General features: G+C 47.8%; 15 protein-coding genes. 12 read left to right on the plus strand and 3 right to left on the minus strand.

Annotated features, from left to right (window positions below; genetic code table 11):
* The first annotated feature begins 27 nt into the window (after positions 1 to 27).
* The 8 genes from kduI to ACQSGY_RS27830 all read left to right on the plus strand — a co-directional run bounded on the left by kduI (position 28) and on the right by ACQSGY_RS27830 (position 9,403).
* Positions 28 to 867, plus strand: a complete 840-nt coding sequence (gene kduI / locus ACQSGY_RS27795) for a 5-dehydro-4-deoxy-D-glucuronate isomerase (protein WP_145406005.1) — start codon at positions 28 to 30, stop codon at positions 865 to 867.
* A gap of 61 nt (positions 868 to 928) precedes the next feature.
* Positions 929 to 1,687, plus strand: coding sequence for a DeoR/GlpR family DNA-binding transcription regulator (locus ACQSGY_RS27800; RefSeq protein ID WP_427181818.1), 759 nt, complete (start codon positions 929 to 931; stop codon positions 1,685 to 1,687).
* 79 nt (positions 1,688 to 1,766) lie between these two features.
* Positions 1,767 to 2,519, plus strand: coding sequence for a 2-dehydro-3-deoxy-D-gluconate 5-dehydrogenase KduD (gene kduD, locus ACQSGY_RS27805; RefSeq protein ID WP_427181820.1), 753 nt, complete (start codon positions 1,767 to 1,769; stop codon positions 2,517 to 2,519).
* A 46-nt stretch (positions 2,520 to 2,565) separates the two neighbouring features.
* The gene (locus ACQSGY_RS27810) at positions 2,566 to 3,411 is read left to right on the plus strand and encodes a sugar phosphate isomerase/epimerase family protein (protein WP_427181821.1); all 846 of its coding nucleotides are present in this window, start codon (positions 2,566 to 2,568) and stop codon (positions 3,409 to 3,411) included.
* A gap of 536 nt (positions 3,412 to 3,947) precedes the next feature.
* Positions 3,948 to 5,255: a homocysteine synthase gene (locus ACQSGY_RS27815; RefSeq protein WP_248064923.1), complete on the plus strand. Its 1,308-nt coding sequence runs from the start codon at positions 3,948 to 3,950 to the stop codon at positions 5,253 to 5,255.
* A gap of 955 nt (positions 5,256 to 6,210) precedes the next feature.
* Positions 6,211 to 6,513 carry a hypothetical protein gene (locus ACQSGY_RS27820; protein ID WP_427181823.1) on the plus strand — a complete coding sequence of 101 codons (303 nt, stop codon included), beginning with the start codon at positions 6,211 to 6,213 and terminating at the stop codon, positions 6,511 to 6,513.
* A complete protein-coding gene (locus tag ACQSGY_RS27825) occupies positions 6,440 to 8,389 on the plus strand; it encodes a heavy metal translocating P-type ATPase (RefSeq protein WP_427181824.1) in 1,950 nt (649 codons plus the stop codon). Before ACQSGY_RS27820 ends, ACQSGY_RS27825 begins: the two co-directional genes overlap by 74 nt.
* Before the next feature lie 204 nt (positions 8,390 to 8,593).
* Positions 8,594 to 9,403, plus strand: coding sequence for an alpha/beta fold hydrolase (locus tag ACQSGY_RS27830; protein WP_427181825.1), 810 nt, complete (start codon positions 8,594 to 8,596; stop codon positions 9,401 to 9,403).
* 148 nt (positions 9,404 to 9,551) lie between these two features.
* Here ACQSGY_RS27830 and ACQSGY_RS27835 read toward each other — a convergent pair whose 3' ends face one another.
* Complete coding sequence (locus ACQSGY_RS27835) at positions 9,552 to 10,283, minus strand: ZIP family metal transporter (protein ID WP_111268374.1); 732 nt, start codon at positions 10,281 to 10,283, stop codon at positions 9,552 to 9,554.
* Between the two features lie 257 nt (positions 10,284 to 10,540).
* Between ACQSGY_RS27835 and trxB the strand changes: the two genes are divergently transcribed.
* Together trxB and ACQSGY_RS27845 are read left to right on the plus strand one after the other, a co-directional pair.
* Positions 10,541 to 11,482 carry a thioredoxin-disulfide reductase gene (gene trxB / locus ACQSGY_RS27840; RefSeq protein WP_216517658.1) on the plus strand — a complete coding sequence of 314 codons (942 nt, stop codon included), beginning with the start codon at positions 10,541 to 10,543 and terminating at the stop codon, positions 11,480 to 11,482.
* Between the two features lie 128 nt (positions 11,483 to 11,610).
* Positions 11,611 to 11,841 (plus strand): glutaredoxin family protein, encoded by a 231-nt coding sequence (locus tag ACQSGY_RS27845; RefSeq protein ID WP_111268376.1) that lies wholly within the window; start codon positions 11,611 to 11,613, stop codon positions 11,839 to 11,841.
* A 266-nt stretch (positions 11,842 to 12,107) separates the two neighbouring features.
* Here ACQSGY_RS27845 and ACQSGY_RS27850 read toward each other — a convergent pair whose 3' ends face one another.
* Both ACQSGY_RS27850 and ACQSGY_RS27855 read right to left on the minus strand, forming a co-directional pair.
* On the minus strand, positions 12,108 to 12,305 hold the full coding sequence (locus ACQSGY_RS27850; protein WP_427181827.1) for a hypothetical protein: 198 nt from the start codon (positions 12,303 to 12,305) through the stop codon (positions 12,108 to 12,110).
* Between the two features lie 154 nt (positions 12,306 to 12,459).
* Positions 12,460 to 13,623 (minus strand): ROK family protein, encoded by a 1,164-nt coding sequence (locus ACQSGY_RS27855; RefSeq protein WP_427181829.1) that lies wholly within the window; start codon positions 13,621 to 13,623, stop codon positions 12,460 to 12,462.
* A gap of 316 nt (positions 13,624 to 13,939) precedes the next feature.
* Between ACQSGY_RS27855 and xylA the strand changes: the two genes are divergently transcribed.
* Together xylA and ACQSGY_RS27865 are read left to right on the plus strand one after the other, a co-directional pair.
* Entirely contained in the window at positions 13,940 to 15,256 is a 1,317-nt protein-coding gene (gene xylA / locus ACQSGY_RS27860) for a xylose isomerase (RefSeq protein ID WP_111268379.1), read from the plus strand.
* A 131-nt stretch (positions 15,257 to 15,387) separates the two neighbouring features.
* Positions 15,388 to 15,606, plus strand: coding sequence for a hypothetical protein (locus ACQSGY_RS27865; RefSeq protein WP_427181830.1), 219 nt, complete (start codon positions 15,388 to 15,390; stop codon positions 15,604 to 15,606).
* Positions 15,607 to 15,792 lie beyond the last annotated feature (186 nt).

Below are 15,792 nucleotides of genomic sequence, written 5' to 3' on the forward strand. Positions count from 1 at the left end.
TTACAAGACGAAAGGAATGGATTACAGATGGAAAACCGTTATGCAGCACACCCGAATGAAGTCAAAAAATATGATACAGCTCGTTTGCGTGAGGAATTCCTCATGGAGCAATTGTTTGCGAAGGATGAACTGGTAACTGTATACTCCCATGTGGATCGTTATATCGTAGGAACGGCTGTAACTCAAAGCAAGGACATTACCCTTGAAGTAAACCTGAAAGATATCGGAACGGACTTTTTTCTGGAGCGCCGTGAAATCGGTATCATTAACGTAGGTGGACAAGGTACAGTGACAGCGGATGGAGAAGTGTATGAGATCGGGGCGAAAGAATGCCTTTATATCGGTAAAGGGGTTAAGGAAGTTGTGTTCAAGAGCAACGGTACAGAGCAAGCGGCTCAGTTCTATTTTGTCTCCACACCAGCTCACCATACCTATCCGACGGTAAAAGCAACTCAGGAGCAAGCACAGCCGAATCATCTCGGCAGCATCGAAAGCTCCAACGAACGTACCATTTATCGTTACATTCACCAGGGTGAAGGCGGAATCAAGAGCTGTCAGCTGGTGATGGGTATCACAGAGCTCAACAAAGGCAACATGTGGAACACGATGCCAGCGCATACGCACAACCGTCGTTCCGAAGTATATTTGTACTGGAACCTGCCTGAAGATGGCGTAGTATTCCACATGATGGGTGAACCGGATGAAACGCGTCACCTCGTTGTGCGGGATCGTCAGGCGATCATCTCCCCGAGCTGGTCCATTCACAGCGGTGTGGGTACAAGCAACTATACATTCTGCTGGGCGATGGCTGGAGAAAACCAAACGTTCGAGGATATGGACGGCGTAGCGATGAAGGACCTGAAATAAGAAATTACAGATGTCCGAGTTAATTTGACAGGGTAACTCGGAGGTATAGGAAGTTGATTAGATGAATCCATTGAAACGACATGAGAAAATAATGGAGGCTCTGCTGGAGCGCCAGGAGGTCACGGTCAGTGATCTGAGCGAGCTGCTGCAGGTGACAGGCAAGACGGTACGTGAGGATCTCGATAAGCTGGAGAGCATGGGCTTGCTTGTGCGTGTGCACGGCGGGGCGATGCTGGCTCAGAACGATCAATATGGGATTTTGAACAGTCGGGGAGCGCTGGAGAAACATCAGTCCGAGAAAACGGAAATTGCCGAGCGTGCTCTTGCGTACATTAAGCCTGGTGATATTGTAGCGCTCGATGGCGGAAGCACCACGCTGGAGATGGCGAAGCGGCTCGATAACCAGCCGCTGACCGTCATCACGAGTGATCTCTACATCATTGCGGAGCTAACCAAAAAGGAGCAAATCAGGCTGGTCGTGCCTGGTGGCGCGCGTGTGCGCAATATGCTGGTAGGTGACGATACAGCGGCATTTATTTCCGGTCTGAACATTCACAAAGCTTTTATCTCAACAACGGCGCTTCACCCAGAATTCGGGCTGTCCATCTATACAGGGGATCTGGTTCCGTTGAAAAAAGCAATGATTGCCGCCGCACAGCAAGTATTTGGTGTGGTGGATCATTACAAGTTCGGGCAATTTGCTCTTCGTACCTTCGCGCAGTGTGCTGAACTGGACTATATTATCAGTGACGGGCATCTGGATGAAGAGACAGCGGCGCTTTACAGGCAGAGCGGTGTCCAAGTGGATTACCAAAGTTAACTTCATGAATCTTTAACGGTATTAAAAATAAATAATGATGTTGTTGTTTGCATATCAAAGACATGCGGAGGAATCGTTCATGAACCCATTTGATTTAAGCGGACAAGTTGCAATGGTTACAGGTACTTCAGGAGGACTCGGTCAAGGAATGGCTGTCGGCCTTGCGGAAGCGGGCGCTGATGTGGTGCTGGTTTCCTATTCCAAGCCTGCAGAAACGGCAAGTGCAATTGAAGCGCTGGGACGCAAAGCGTATATTATTGAAGCTGATCTGAGCAAGGAAGAGGAACTGTCAGCTGTGTTCGAAAAAGCACTGTCATTTCAGGGCAGAATTGATGTTCTGGTCAACAATGCCGGTATCATTCGCCGTACTCCGGCAGCAGATCACGCGCATCAGGACTGGCATGATGTCATCGCCTTGAATCTGAATAGTGTATTTTTTCTGAGCCAGCTGGCGGGCAGACATATGATTGAGCGCGGAAGCGGTAAAATCATTAACATCGCATCGATGCTCTCCTATCAAGGAGGCATTAATGTTCCAGGATATACAGCGAGTAAACACGGCGTTGCCGGATTAACGAAGGCACTCGCCAATGAATGGGCGGGCAAGGGCATTCAGATTAACGCAATTGCACCAGGTTATATGGAAACGGATAATACAACGCAAATTCGTGCCGATGAGAACCGTTACCGGGATATTACGGCGCGTATTCCAGCAGGCCGTTGGGGTACACCAGAGGACTTGAAAGGCCCGGTTGTATTCCTGGCTTCGTCCGCATCGGATTATTTGAACGGTCACGTACTGAATGTGGATGGCGGATGGATGGCGCGCTAGGCCATGATCCGATTCCAAAATCCATTTTGCAGAAGGAGGCAGTGAGATGAAACTAGGTGTTCTTGCACACACATTTGGCAAGCGCCCTATGGCTGAATTGGCGCAGACGATTGCCGACAATGGATTCAATGCTGTGCAGCTGGCTCTGGCAAAGGCCTTGTCCGATGTGGATTCTGCGAACGGCAAATTGAGTCCGGGTCTGGCTAATGAGGTTGGGGAGCAATTCGCAAGCCGTGGGGTGAAAATCGCCGTGCTGGGCTGTTATATTAACCCGATTGATCCCGATCCTGTGAGCCGCCGGGCAGACATTAATCGTTTTAAGGAGCATCTGCGTTATGCCCGGGATTTTGGCTGCAGCATGGTGGCAACTGAAACAGGGGAGCGCACAACGTATCGTGATACCCATCCGGATACCTATGATGAGAAGTCCTGGAGTGTGCTGAAAGATACGCTGGAGGAGATTACAGAGGAAGCCGAAAAATGGGGCGTACACGCCGCGATTGAACCGGTTGCGACCCATACGCTACATACGCATGAGCACATGACTCGTTTGTTTGAAGAGATTCCTTCATCCAATCTGGGCATGCTGTTTGATCCGTGCAATCTGATCAAGCACCATCATACGGCGGATCAAGGCGCGTTTTTGCGTGAAGTGATGGAGAAGCTCTATGAGCGAATCATTGTGATTCATGCGAAGGATGTAGCCTTCAACGCACAGGGGGAAAAATACAACCCTGTTCCTGGTGCGGGCATTCTGGATTATCCTTTGTTCTTCGAACTGCTGAAGACCTACAAGCCGTATATTGATATTTCGCTGGAGGGTGTAACAGCAGAAGAGGCTGTGCCTGCTGCGAAGCATCTGAGAGAGGTTTGGAATTCGGTGAGCGTGTAACGGGTGAGATTTAATTAGGTGAAAAGCCTTAACAGTCATATAAATTGCTGGCTGGAATTATAGTTGAGCTGCGGCAGGGGAAGCATCCTACATTGGATGCTGGACTTCATCGGATGCTGGCTTGCAGCGTATATCTTCTAATGATTTCAGATAGCAGTCTCATAAGCCTTTGCGCGAGCAAAGGCTTTTTTTGATATTAACGTTTTAAAGTGTTGATGGTATATTGGTGTTAATTGTATGGTTATGGAGAGGTTAATGGTTATGGATATCAAAAAAGTTATGTGAATCGAATTTGGCATGTCCATGGCTAACATTTTAATGTTAATCGTTAGTGGTAAGATGATCTAATTTAGCAACCTGGGTCGATGTTTTATAATTTATTTTATTTCACATCGGAAAAATCGGAAATAACTCTTTTCAAAACCGACATCTTATGAGAGAATATGTAAAACATAACCGCCATGAGAAGACATCAGGAAGCCATGATTGAGAATCAAATGTATCATAATGCAGATATCAAGGGAGGATTCAGATTTATGTCAAACGAACGTGAGCTTTCATTTGAAACATTAGCTATTCATGCAGGCCAAGAGATTGATCCAACAACGCATGCCAGAGCTGTGCCTTTGTACCAGACAACATCGTATGGATTCCGGGATACGGAGCACGCTGCTAATCTGTTTGGTTTGAAAGAGTTTGGCAACATCTACACACGTCTGATGAATCCAACGACCGATGTGTTTGAGCAGCGGATTGCGGCATTGGAGGGCGGAGCCGGAGCACTCGCAACAGCTTCGGGGCAGGCAGCGATTACGTTCTCCTTGTTAAACATTGCCGGTGCCGGTGATGAGATTGTATCCGCGGCAAGTTTGTATGGCGGTACTTATAATTTGTTCTCTACTACACTGCCCAAGTTGGGTATCGATGTAAAATTCGTGGATTCCAGTAATCCTGAGAACTTCCGGGCAGCTATTACGGACAAAACAAAGGCGTTGTACGCTGAAACGATTGGTAACCCGCAAGGTAACGTACTTGATATTGAGGCTGTAGCAGCGATTGCTCATGAGCATGGCATTCCTCTGATTGTAGATAACACGTTCCCAAGCCCGTATCTGCTGCGTCCAATCGAGCATGGAGCAGACATTGTTGTTCACTCGGCAACGAAGTTCATTGGTGGGCACGGTACATCTATCGGCGGCGTTATCGTAGACAGCGGTAAATTCGACTGGAAGGCCAGCGGTAAATTCCCTGGATTGACTGAGCCGGACCCAAGCTATCACGGGGTTGTTTATACAGAAGCGGTTGGACCGATTGCTTATATTATCAAAGCACGGGTGCAGCTGTTGCGTGACCTGGGTGCAACGATCTCTCCATTCAACTCATGGCTGCTGCTGCAAGGTTTGGAAACACTGCATTTGCGCGTAGAGCGTCATAGCACCAATGCACTGGCTGTAGCAGAATACCTGGAGAAACATGAAGACGTTCAGTGGGTAAGCTACGCAGGTTTGCCAAGTCATCCATCCTACGAGCTTGCGCAGAAGTACCTGCCAAGAGGGCAAGGTGCAATTTTGACCTTTGGTATCAAAGGCGGCGTGGAAGCGGGCCGTAAATTGATCGAAAACGTAAAATTGTTCTCTCACCTCGCCAACGTTGGTGATTCCAAGTCGCTGATCATTCATCCGGCAAGCACTACACATGCTCAATTGACGGATGAAGAGCAGAACGCAGCTGGCGTAAATCCAGAGTTGATTCGTTTGTCCATCGGGACAGAGAATATTCAGGACATCATCCACGATCTGGAGCAAGCGATTAAAGCGAGCCAGGGTGCAAGTGTAGGCGCGTAAAGAGCTGGAAAGAGATGTAAGAGCTCTGAAGAGCTATGAAGAACTGTAAGAGCTGTAAGAGTTGTGAAGAGCCGTGAAGAGTTATAACGTGTTATAATCAATTTTATACAAGGGCCAAAGCAGCGTTAGCGTGCTTTGGTCTTTTCTTCGTGAGTAGGGATATAGTTTAATTCATATTAATTTTTTCATTTCATCTGAAGGCTAACGAATCCTAGTGATCTTATTTTCCGCTTTTTGCTGAGTTTGAAATTTTAACGAATCCCAGTGACCCTATTTGTAAAATTTTCGGCCTGAGAACGGGGGAAATGGGCTAAATGCGATGAATAGCGTTTCCACGAATCGTTAGAAATTTAAATGGGTTATTTTCGGCGAAATAAGGCTTCTGGGATTCGTTAGCCCGCACGCTGGTATTGGGGATTAACATTCCTGTGGATGATTTTCGTATGAGAAGCTTTTGGTGGAAGATGCATATGTTTTGAGTGGTGTGTAGTGTGTGTGTCAAAACTATTCAGGGCTCTGTCCAAGTAAATCCGAGTACAAGTAGATCCCAGTACAAGTAGATCCCTGTCCTAGTAGGTTTCTGTCTAAAGTGTTTGAGTTCCTGTTCAAGCCGCTGCAGGCGGCTTTTTTGGTTTTTGTGTTTGTCGAAAAGGCCCACCTCTATAAGATTTTTGAATTAGTATTTAATCTGCTTTAGTTCATTCATCTGCATATATCATGCATTGGCAATATGTTCGATGTTATGCCTGGAATTTTATATGGAATCCCCATTTACAAATTCACAACACAGGCATATAATTAAACAAAAGTTGTATTGAGTAAACATAATTGCATAAGTACAAAAATGATTATCATTCTCACTGAATCTTCGATTCGCTGAGAATGTAAAATCATCTCTAAACCATGCTGCTGCGGGATTCCCGCAGCAGCATGTGCCATTTTTAGGGCAATAACAATGGCTCTCATTCTCAATACAACTTGGATCAAGGCATTCAGATGGGAATCAGATCGGAAGAGAAAATGGCCAGCAGTTGAAACGTTGGATTCAGCGAAGTTCAAGCAAAAGAACAAAAGAACAACAGCAGCAACAGCAAAAAAGAAAAAGAAAAAGAAAAAGAAAAAGAAAAAAGCGGAAAAGCAGCGTCACTACGCTAAAACTCATACGCGAAAGGAACGTGATTTATATGCAAGCTATTCATCAATCTTTACAACGAAACAAGCAAGCGAAACAGCAATCGGCCAATACGCCAGGTCCTAACCGGGGCAAGAAGCCTGACTTCCGTGTCATGCTGAAGAACAAGGAGATGCAGGCGGCGTTAGGTAGTGGTCTTATGATGCTGATTGCCTGGGGGATTGCTCCTTACTTTGCGACATTATCTGTCATACTCTACATCGCGGCTTATGCCATCGGTGGCTGGACCAAGGCCAAGGAAGGCATTGAAACTCTGGTTAAAGATCGTGATCTGGACGTTAATCTGCTGATGATTGCCGCTTCGCTCGGAGCCGCAACCATCGGGTACTGGAATGAAGGGGCGATGCTGATCTTTATCTTTGCCCTCAGTGGTGCACTGGAAAGCTACGCAACCGAGCGCAGTCACAAAGACATCTCATCCTTGCTGGCACTCAAACCGGAAACTGCCCTGCGCATTGAGGATGGACAGATGAATGTGGTTGCTATTGAGGATTTGAAAGCGGGAGATTTGCTGCTGGTGAAGCCGGGCGAGCTGATTCCTGCGGATGGTGTTGTTTATCGGGGGAACTCTTCTATCAATCAAGCTTCGATTACCGGGGAATCCATGCCTGTAGATAAGAGCACAGGCGACGAAGTATATGCAGGTACGGTGAACGGCGAGGGGGCATTATATGTCGAGGTCACCAAGTCGGCTGAAGGATCACTGTTCGGCAAAATAATAAAGCTGGTGGAGGAAGCGCAGGCCGAGGTGCCGGATTCACAGCGATTTATGGAACGGTTTGAAGGCATCTATGCACGGATTGTGGTAGGAGTCACACTGCTTGTTATTGCAGGAACACCATTGTTCCTGGGGTGGACGTGGAGTGAAGCTTTTTATAAAGCGATGGTCTTTCTGGTTGTGGCTTCCCCTTGTGCGCTTGTGTCATCTATTATGCCTGTGATGCTGTCAGCGATGTCCAGCAGCGCACGCCGCGGCATTTTGTTCAAAGGAGGGGCACATATGGAGAATATCGCCCGGACCAAGGTCGTTGCTTTTGACAAAACAGGTACACTCACGATGGGAACACCACAAGTAACGGATATACTGACAGCTTCCCACGTGAGCAGAGAGCAATTGTTGTCCGCTGTAGCATCCGTTGAAAATCTCTCCATGCACCCTCTTGCCCTGGCCATTGTTGAACAGGCGAACAAGGAGAGCTTGCCTCTGCAGGAGGCAGAGCATGTGCAGTCGATTACGGGACACGGCATCGAAGGAACGGTGAACGGAAACGTATGGATGATTGGAAGGCTGAACGGACTTCCTTTGGAAGGCGCGGCGGATTGGGAGAAAGCATGTGCCCGACTGGAGCAGGAAGGGAAAACCATCTCTGTTGTAACAGTCAACGGTGAGTTCGCTGGTTTGATTGCGATGAGGGATATGATTCGTCCTCAAGCTGCAGCTGCTGTGAAGAAGCTGGAGAGTATGGGTGTGCAAGTAGCGATGTTGACCGGTGACCGTGCCCGTTCAGCGTCGGTGATCGCACGTGAAACCGGGGTTAGTATGGTCTATGCAGACCTGCTACCTGAAGATAAGGTGAAGCAGGTGCAAGCGCTCCGCGAGCAATATGGCCATGTGCTGATGGTTGGTGACGGGGTTAACGATGCACCCGCACTTGCAGCGGCAACGGTAGGAATGGGCATGGGCTTGTCAGGGAGCGGGACGGCTATTGAGGTGGCCGATGCGGTGCTGATGAACGATAACATTGAAGAGATTGCCTGGGTCATCGGGCAGGCGCGGCGGGCAGAACGCACGGTAAAACATAATATGTGGTTTGCGATTACCGTCATTCTGGCGCTGATTGCGGGTAATTTCCTGCAGGATGTAGCACTGCCACTTGGGGTGGTTGGGCATGAAGGCAGTACAATTCTGGTTATTCTGAATGGACTGAGACTGCTGCGATAAGGTAAGCTGCTGGTGCATAACGGGCATATTTGTAAAAAGTGTTGAAGCGATAGGGCATCGACGTGTGTGTGCATTTTTGTTAACGGATATAGTCCGGCAAGCTTCCGTTTGAACCTGTGGTCAGAGGGTAATAGTCGAAGAGACGTTATAACGTATGCGTATCTTAATGAAGGATTATTATTAATGATAAGGGAGCTGTGAAAAATGGGCCGTTACGTACAAGTAGAACCAAATGTAAAAGTATATGTTGAAGATATTGGTGAAGGGACCCCGGTACTCTTTTTGCACGGCTGGCCTGTTAATTATAAAATGTTTGAATATCAGCTGAATGTGCTACCACACCACGGCATTCGCACCATTGCGATGGATTTCAGAGGTTACGGCTTATCGGATAAGCCATCCACCGGATATGATTATGACCGCATGGCTGATGATGTGCGTGCTGTCATTGATGATCTGGGGCTGACGGATGCGGTTCTTGCCGGCTTCTCCATGGGTGGAGCGATTGCAGCGCATTATATGGCGCGTCATCAGGGACACGGGATATCCAGGCTTGCCCTGCTGTCAGCAGCGGCGCCTGTATTTACACAGCGTGAAGGTTATCCGTACGGCTTGACGCCGGAAGAGCTGAACGAGCAAATAATTGAGCCAATCTTTGCGGATCGTGCGAAGCTGCTGGATACGTTTGGCGGGATGTTTTTTGCCAAAGAGCACAGCAAGCCCTTCATGAATTGGTTCCATGCACTCGGCATGGAGGCTTCGTCTTATAGTACGATCAGCAGTGCCATAGCGCTGCGTGATGAGGATTTGCGCGGAGAGCTGGAGAAGATCCAGGTGCCTACGGCCATTTTCCACGGTAAAAAAGACGAAATCTGCCCGTTTGAATTTGCTGAACAGATGCACCAAGCGATCCCGTCAGCCGAACTGGTTGTATTTGAGGAAAGTGGGCACGGTGCATTTTATGATGAGCTGGAAAAATACAATGCCGAACTGATTCGATTTATTCAATCTTGAGTTGATTGGCTTACAGATGATTTCAGCAATTTCAGTAATTTCATGGAATCTTCATTTGTGACTAAAAAAAGAACCCGACTTCAGCTGGCGGCTGTTGCTTGGGTTCTTTGGCTTTCGTTGAGTTTTTCGCTTTAAGCTGATGTTCCCTCTAGAAAAGCTCGGTCAGTCCAATCATCGTAATCAGACCCAGCAGGAAGGAGATGGTGGCTACACGGGCGTTGCCATCGCCATGGCTTTCGGGAATCAGCTCTTTGTAAACGATAAACATCATCGCACCGGCTGCAAACGCAAGACCATACGGTACAAGACCAGCCACAAGACTGCTGAGGGTAAAGCCGATCATGGCGGTTACGATCTCTACAGCTCCGGTCAGTGTTGCAATGCCAAGTGCTTTGAAGCGGCCAATGTTCTGATTGACCAGGAACAGAGCGACCAGGAATCCTTCGGGTGCATTTTGCAGACCTATGGAAAAGGCGATCAGGTTGCCCAGATTCTCATCCGTACTTGCGTAGCTTACACCGACAGACAACCCCTCCGGCAAGTTGTGCATGGTGATCGCGGCGATAATCATGAAGGCCTTGCCTTCGATTTTGAAAGGCATCTTCTCTGGGTTCTCCAGGTCTACATGCGGAATCCGCATCTCCAGTACAAGCAGAACCAGACTGCCCAGCATGATGCCAAAAGCGAGTACAAACAGATTGGATTGCCCGAGCGCTTCGGGAATGAGATTGTACACCGAGGCTGAGGTCATAATGCCCGCTGCGTAAGCGAGCAGAATGTCACGCAGACGATGTGATATTTTACGCATAAATAAAATCGGTACGGCTCCAAGTCCGGTAGACATGGCCGAAATAATACTGCCTAGCAGAGCATCGTTCATGCTTCCATTTTCCCTCCTGATGAAGACTTCTTCATAATCGCTGCCGAGCATTGACACCGTACATAAAAGAGATCATAATGAACAACAGATTAGAATGATTATAAATTAGAATTCCGTTTCTGCATAGGTGAATCATCATTTTCTCAGGCAGTTCTGATGGACATGACGTGGGCTATTCGTTTTAGTGTATGCAACTGTCCGCGCTTTTGATGCCGGGGAGCCTGACCTTTTTGCAGAACCTGGGGGAGGAACTATACATGTATAAATCAATTATTATTGGAACAGGCCCTGCAGGGCTGACAGCAGCAATCTATCTGGCACGCGCCAACCTGAACCCGCTCGTAATTGAAGGACCGCAACCTGGCGGACAGCTGACAACAACGACGGAAGTGGAGAACTTCCCGGGTTTCCCTGATGGCATCATGGGTCCTGAGTTGATGGATAACATGCGCAAGCAAGCGGAGCGTTTTGGGGCAGAATTCCGTACGGGCTGGGTAAACAACATCGACATGAGTGAGCGCCCGTTCAAAGTTCAAGTCGAAGGTATGGGAGAACTCGTATCCGAAACGTTGATCCTGTCTACAGGTGCATCTGCTAAATACCTGGGCATCCCGGGAGAAGAAACAAACGTAGGTCGCGGTGTCAGCACATGTGCAACATGTGATGGATTCTTCTTCCGCAACAAAGAGATTATCGTTATCGGTGGCGGCGATTCCGCGCTGGAGGAAGCAAACTTCCTGTCCCGTTTCGGTTCCAAAGTAACGCTGGTTCACCGTCGTGAAGAGCTGCGCGGCTCCAAAATCATGCAGGATCGTGCACGCAGCAACGAAAAAGTGGAAATGGCGCTTAACCGTACACCACTTGAAGTTATTGCCGGCGAGAACGGTGTGACAGGTCTGAAAGTGCTTAACAACGCGACAGGTGAAGAAGAAATTCTTTCGGCAAGCGGCGTATTCGTAGCGATCGGCCACACACCAAACACAGGCTTCCTTGGCGGTCAGATTACAACCGACGATCATGGTTATATTTTGACAACACCAGGCACTTCTGAAACGAACATTCCAGGTGTATTCGCATGTGGAGACGTTCAGGATACACGCTACAAACAAGCGATTACCGCAGCAGGAAGCGGATGTATGGCTGCGATGGATGCAGAGAAATTCATTGAAAGCCTGGAGCACAGCGCGGTTGCGCTGTAATTCGGAGCCATTGGACAACACGGATATTGGATTAAAAGTTGAAAGTCCGGTGTTTGAGTAATGCAACATTAGGCTTATAAATAATTAACCGTATAAATTAAATAATCATAATATGAGGTGAATTGAACATGGAAAACGTAATTGTATACACATCCACAAACTGCCCGAACTGCAAATCTGTAAAGTCTTTCCTGGCTGATAAAGGCATTGCTTACGAAGAGCGCAACATCGAAACCAGCGACGAGTTCGCACAACAAGTATGGGACATGGGCGTACGTGCGGTTCCTTTGACTGTAATCGGTGAACACCGCATTCTGGGCATGAACAAAACGCAATTTGCGAAAGTACTGGACGCTTAAATCAGGTTGATATTCTAGGGCAACATGTGATGAAAAAAAAGTTTTGATTCATATGAAATTCCGGTTTTCGCGAGCCGTTAGAATATAGAAAAAACCGTACCTTAATGGGTACGGTTTTTTGAGCATGTGCTGTGAGAATAATGCACGAATATAGAATTGGTGCGGGTATGAAAAATCCCCTTTCGCAACTACAACAGAGCACATGGTTCATGAACTCTTTTGTGGATGTAAAAGGGGATTTGACGTAAAAACAGAACTTGTTTACGCTAGAAAAAAATACTCATACACGTCTGAAATACGACATACACCAGCAAGCCTGACAGCATGTACATGATCCCAGCCTTCTTTTTGCTCTGAAAAAAACGAAGTATGCCGAGGCTGAACAGGGGCGCAAGCACAATCAGGAACAGGAGTACGGTGACAAACACTGGCGCCGAGATATCTGATGTATCCACGTAGGTCACGAGTTTTCACTCCGTTTCATTATCGGATAACACAGCAACGAGAGCGCTGCCATGATAAAAATCACATAGTCTCATTATACATCTGGATTTCTTTAACAAAAAGGGAGGAAATGGGGCGAAATCTTGTCAATTTCAACTGATTATTAACTAATTATTAAACTGACACCCGTACATTCCCTAAAAATTGGGATATAGCAGCATAAGCCGCCCCGATTCGGGTTGAGCGGCTGCCCAGAGCGGCCCATTCGACTTGCAGGCTGCGGCGGTGATAAGGCAGGGTACGTTCTTCCACCACCTGTTTAAGTGCCGATTCAATCCAGGGTTTAGCCTCCGAAAGCGGTCCGCCAATAATGATGCGTTCCGGATTAAAGCTGTTGACGATATTGGTAATGCCGATGCCGAGCTTGCGTCCAACCGTTTCGTACAAGTCCAGTACAGCCTCGTGACCCTCCTGAGCCAGTTCAATCAATTCCTTCGTAGTACGCGCAGGCAGATGCTGCTGATCCGGGTGCTCATATACTTTTTCCGAGGCATATAACTCCCAGCATCCCCGATTACCGCAAGAGCAGGGCAGACCCTCTGCTTCAATCGACATGTGTCCAGTCTCACCCGCATATCCCCAGGCGCCCTTATACAATTCACCATCTACAATGATACCTGAACCAATCCCGATGCCTGCACTGATATAGATCAGATGGCGTACGCCAATACCTGCACCAAAGTTCAGCTCGCCCCGCGCACCCGCGTTGGCTTCATTATCAATCGTAACAGGAAGCTTGAAGCTGTCCTCCATCATCGCTCGCAAGGGAACCATCTCCCACTTCAGGTTGGGTGCAAACAGCACGGTGCCCTGTTCATCGACCATCCCGGGAACACCGATGCCAATGCCGATCACACCATGAGGGGAGGGAGGAGCTTGCCCGATCAGGTAATCCGCTGCCAGCTTTAATTGTTCGAATACAGACGCTGCATCATGCTGTACCAGATCGGTGGCATATTCGGCAACGATGTGACCCTCAAGATCAGTAAGCACGCCTTTCAAACGGGTGACTGTCAGCTCCAGTCCGACTGCATAACCCGCAGTTCCGCGAAAAAGCAGCATCAAGGGCTTGCGCCCCCCGCTGGACTCTCCGGGACCAATCTCCTGTACGAGTTCGTCACTGATCAGATCAGCAACCAGATTGGATACCGTTGCTTTGTTAAGCCCTGTCACTTCGGACAATTTGGCCCGGGAAAGGGGGGCGTGGCGCCGGATCGTATCGAGTACGATCGACTTGTTTATTTTTTTGACCAGCATCTGGTCGCCAGTAATTTTCATATCGCTCAGGCACTCCTATTCTTTCTCTTTTTATAAAATTGAACTGAAGAGATTTATACGGACACTCCGCTTCTTCAGGTTTTTTCTGTCCTCTTCGTTCATGTGTGAATGAAGTAGTTTAACTTATATAAGTAAAGGCTCTCATGCTGATCCGCTAACAAGCTATTCGACTATTATAGCGTAAACGAACGGGGAAAAAACAATTTTATTTTAACTTTGTTTAACCGATAGACAAAGTGAAACCGATGTGTTAGGATAACGGTGTAAACGATTTCTTTATAAACTCTTTTAAAACTTTTGAGGAGGCATTTATCACATGGCCTATTTTGAATCCGTTAATAAGATTGCATTCGAAGGTAAAGATTCCAAGAATCCATTTGCTTTTAAACATTATAATCCGCAAGAAGTTGTTGCTGGCAAAACGATGGAAGAGCACTTCCGTTTCGGTATGGCTTACTGGCATACATTAACAGCAGGTGGTAGTGATCCGTTCGGTGCTGAAACAGCAGTGCGTGCATGGGATAGCTACTCCGGTCTGGATAAAGCTAAAGTTCGCGTAGAAGCGGCTTTTGAATTTATGGAAAAAATGAATCTGCCTTACTACTGTTTCCACGATGTAGACATCGCTCCGGAAGGTGCAACGCTGCGCGAATTCTACAGCAACATTGATACCATCGTTGATCTGTTGGAAGAGCATATGAAAGCAAGCGGCAAAAAGCTGCTGTGGAACACAGCTAACATGTTCTCCAACCCGCGTTTTATGTTCGGTGCAGCATCGACGTGTAACGCAGATGTATATGCTCATGCAGCCGCTCAGATCAAGAAAGGTCTGGAAGTAGGTAAACGTCTCGGTGCGGAAAACTACGTATTCTGGGGCGGTCGTGAAGGTTACGACACATTGCTGAACACGGACATGCAGCTGGAGCAAGACAACATTGCTCGTATGTTCCATATGGCTGTTGACTATGCAAAAGAAATCGGCTTTGACGCTCAGTTCCTGATCGAGCCTAAACCAAAAGAGCCAACGAAGCACCAATATGACTTCGATGCAGCAACTTCCATTGCGTTCTTGCAAAAATATGATCTGCACAACCACTTCAAGCTGAACCTTGAAGCAAACCATGCAACATTGGCAGGTCATACGTTTGACCATGAAATTCGTGTAGCCCGCATCAATGGCATGCTCGGTTCCCTGGATGCCAATCAGGGCGATCTGCTGATCGGCTGGGATACAGACGAGTTCCCTGTTGATATGTATGATGCTACGCTGACGATGTATGAAGTGTTGAAAAACGGTGGTCTGGGCAAAGGTGGCGTAAACTTTGATGCGAAAGTTCGCCGTGGTTCATTCGAGCCTGAAGACCTGTTCCTGGCTCATATCGCAGGTATGGATACGTACGCGAAAGGTCTGAAAGTAGCTTCCAAGCTGATCGAAGACCGCGTATTCGATGAATTCATTGAGCAGCGTTACAGCAGCTTCAACGAAGGCATCGGTGCAGATGTCGTTGCAGGCAAAGCAACGCTTGCTTCCTTGGCTGAGTACGCTCTGAACAACGAAAGCCCACGCAAAAATCAATCCGGACGTCAGGAATTGCTGAGAGCAAAACTGAACCAATACATTCTGGCTGACTAATAACAGTCATAGAGGAAGAACTTTATGCCTTGGTGTGCAGCTTGCCTCTGATTGAAATCATAGGCGAGATCTGGAATCTGGCAGGGTGTACAGCTCCTACTCGGTGCAACTTTAAACTTGTGCCTTGGACGTTGAAAAAGCGTGACATTCAAACCGTCCCCGCTTTCCTCCGGGAAGGCGGGGACGGTTTGTTGTCATTGGAGCATCACCATTTCCCGCAAACGAGTACGATTGTACCGTTTGAAGGAAATGTGGGAGAAGCGGCAGGCAAAACGAAGTGGGCAGAAAGAACCCGAAGAAGCGAAGCGTTCGCATTTACAACCGGATTTCCCCCTTTAGAAGGGGAATGAAGAAATCCGGGGGTAAGGGGGATCGAAGGGTTTTCTGACCGCGGAGTGACCATTCATGCCGCCCCAAGGTTTTATGTTCCAAGCCAATGACAAGGTAGTTTGATGTCAAAGAATCCCCCCCATTTCCCGCAAACGAGTACGATTGTACCGTTTGAAGGAAAGGTTTAGAAGGCGGCATGCAAAACG

The organism is Paenibacillus sp. TC-CSREp1 (assembly GCF_050171015.1).
Classification (GTDB): domain Bacteria; phylum Bacillota; class Bacilli; order Paenibacillales; family Paenibacillaceae; genus Paenibacillus; species Paenibacillus silvae.

What these genes read in the sequence shown, in the direction of transcription:
- kduI (WP_145406005.1), top strand. Translation starts at nt 28, where the DNA reads ATGGAAAACCGTTATGCAGCACACCCGAATGAAGTCAAAAAATATGAT.
- ACQSGY_RS27800 (WP_427181818.1), top strand. Translation starts at nt 929, where the DNA reads ATGAATCCATTGAAACGACATGAGAAAATAATGGAGGCTCTGCTGGAG.
- kduD (WP_427181820.1), top strand. Translation starts at nt 1,767, where the DNA reads ATGAACCCATTTGATTTAAGCGGACAAGTTGCAATGGTTACAGGTACT.
- ACQSGY_RS27810 (WP_427181821.1), top strand. Translation starts at nt 2,566, where the DNA reads ATGAAACTAGGTGTTCTTGCACACACATTTGGCAAGCGCCCTATGGCT.
- ACQSGY_RS27815 (WP_248064923.1), top strand. Translation starts at nt 3,948, where the DNA reads ATGTCAAACGAACGTGAGCTTTCATTTGAAACATTAGCTATTCATGCA.
- ACQSGY_RS27820 (WP_427181823.1), top strand. Translation starts at nt 6,211, where the DNA reads ATGGCTCTCATTCTCAATACAACTTGGATCAAGGCATTCAGATGGGAA.
- ACQSGY_RS27825 (WP_427181824.1), top strand. Translation starts at nt 6,440, where the DNA reads ATGCAAGCTATTCATCAATCTTTACAACGAAACAAGCAAGCGAAACAG.
- ACQSGY_RS27830 (WP_427181825.1), top strand. Translation starts at nt 8,594, where the DNA reads ATGGGCCGTTACGTACAAGTAGAACCAAATGTAAAAGTATATGTTGAA.
- ACQSGY_RS27835 (WP_111268374.1), bottom strand. Translation starts at nt 10,283, where the DNA reads ATGAACGATGCTCTGCTAGGCAGTATTATTTCGGCCATGTCTACCGGA.
- trxB (WP_216517658.1), top strand. Translation starts at nt 10,541, where the DNA reads ATGTATAAATCAATTATTATTGGAACAGGCCCTGCAGGGCTGACAGCA.
- ACQSGY_RS27845 (WP_111268376.1), top strand. Translation starts at nt 11,611, where the DNA reads ATGGAAAACGTAATTGTATACACATCCACAAACTGCCCGAACTGCAAA.
- ACQSGY_RS27855 (WP_427181829.1), bottom strand. Translation starts at nt 13,623, where the DNA reads ATGAAAATTACTGGCGACCAGATGCTGGTCAAAAAAATAAACAAGTCG.
- xylA (WP_111268379.1), top strand. Translation starts at nt 13,940, where the DNA reads ATGGCCTATTTTGAATCCGTTAATAAGATTGCATTCGAAGGTAAAGAT.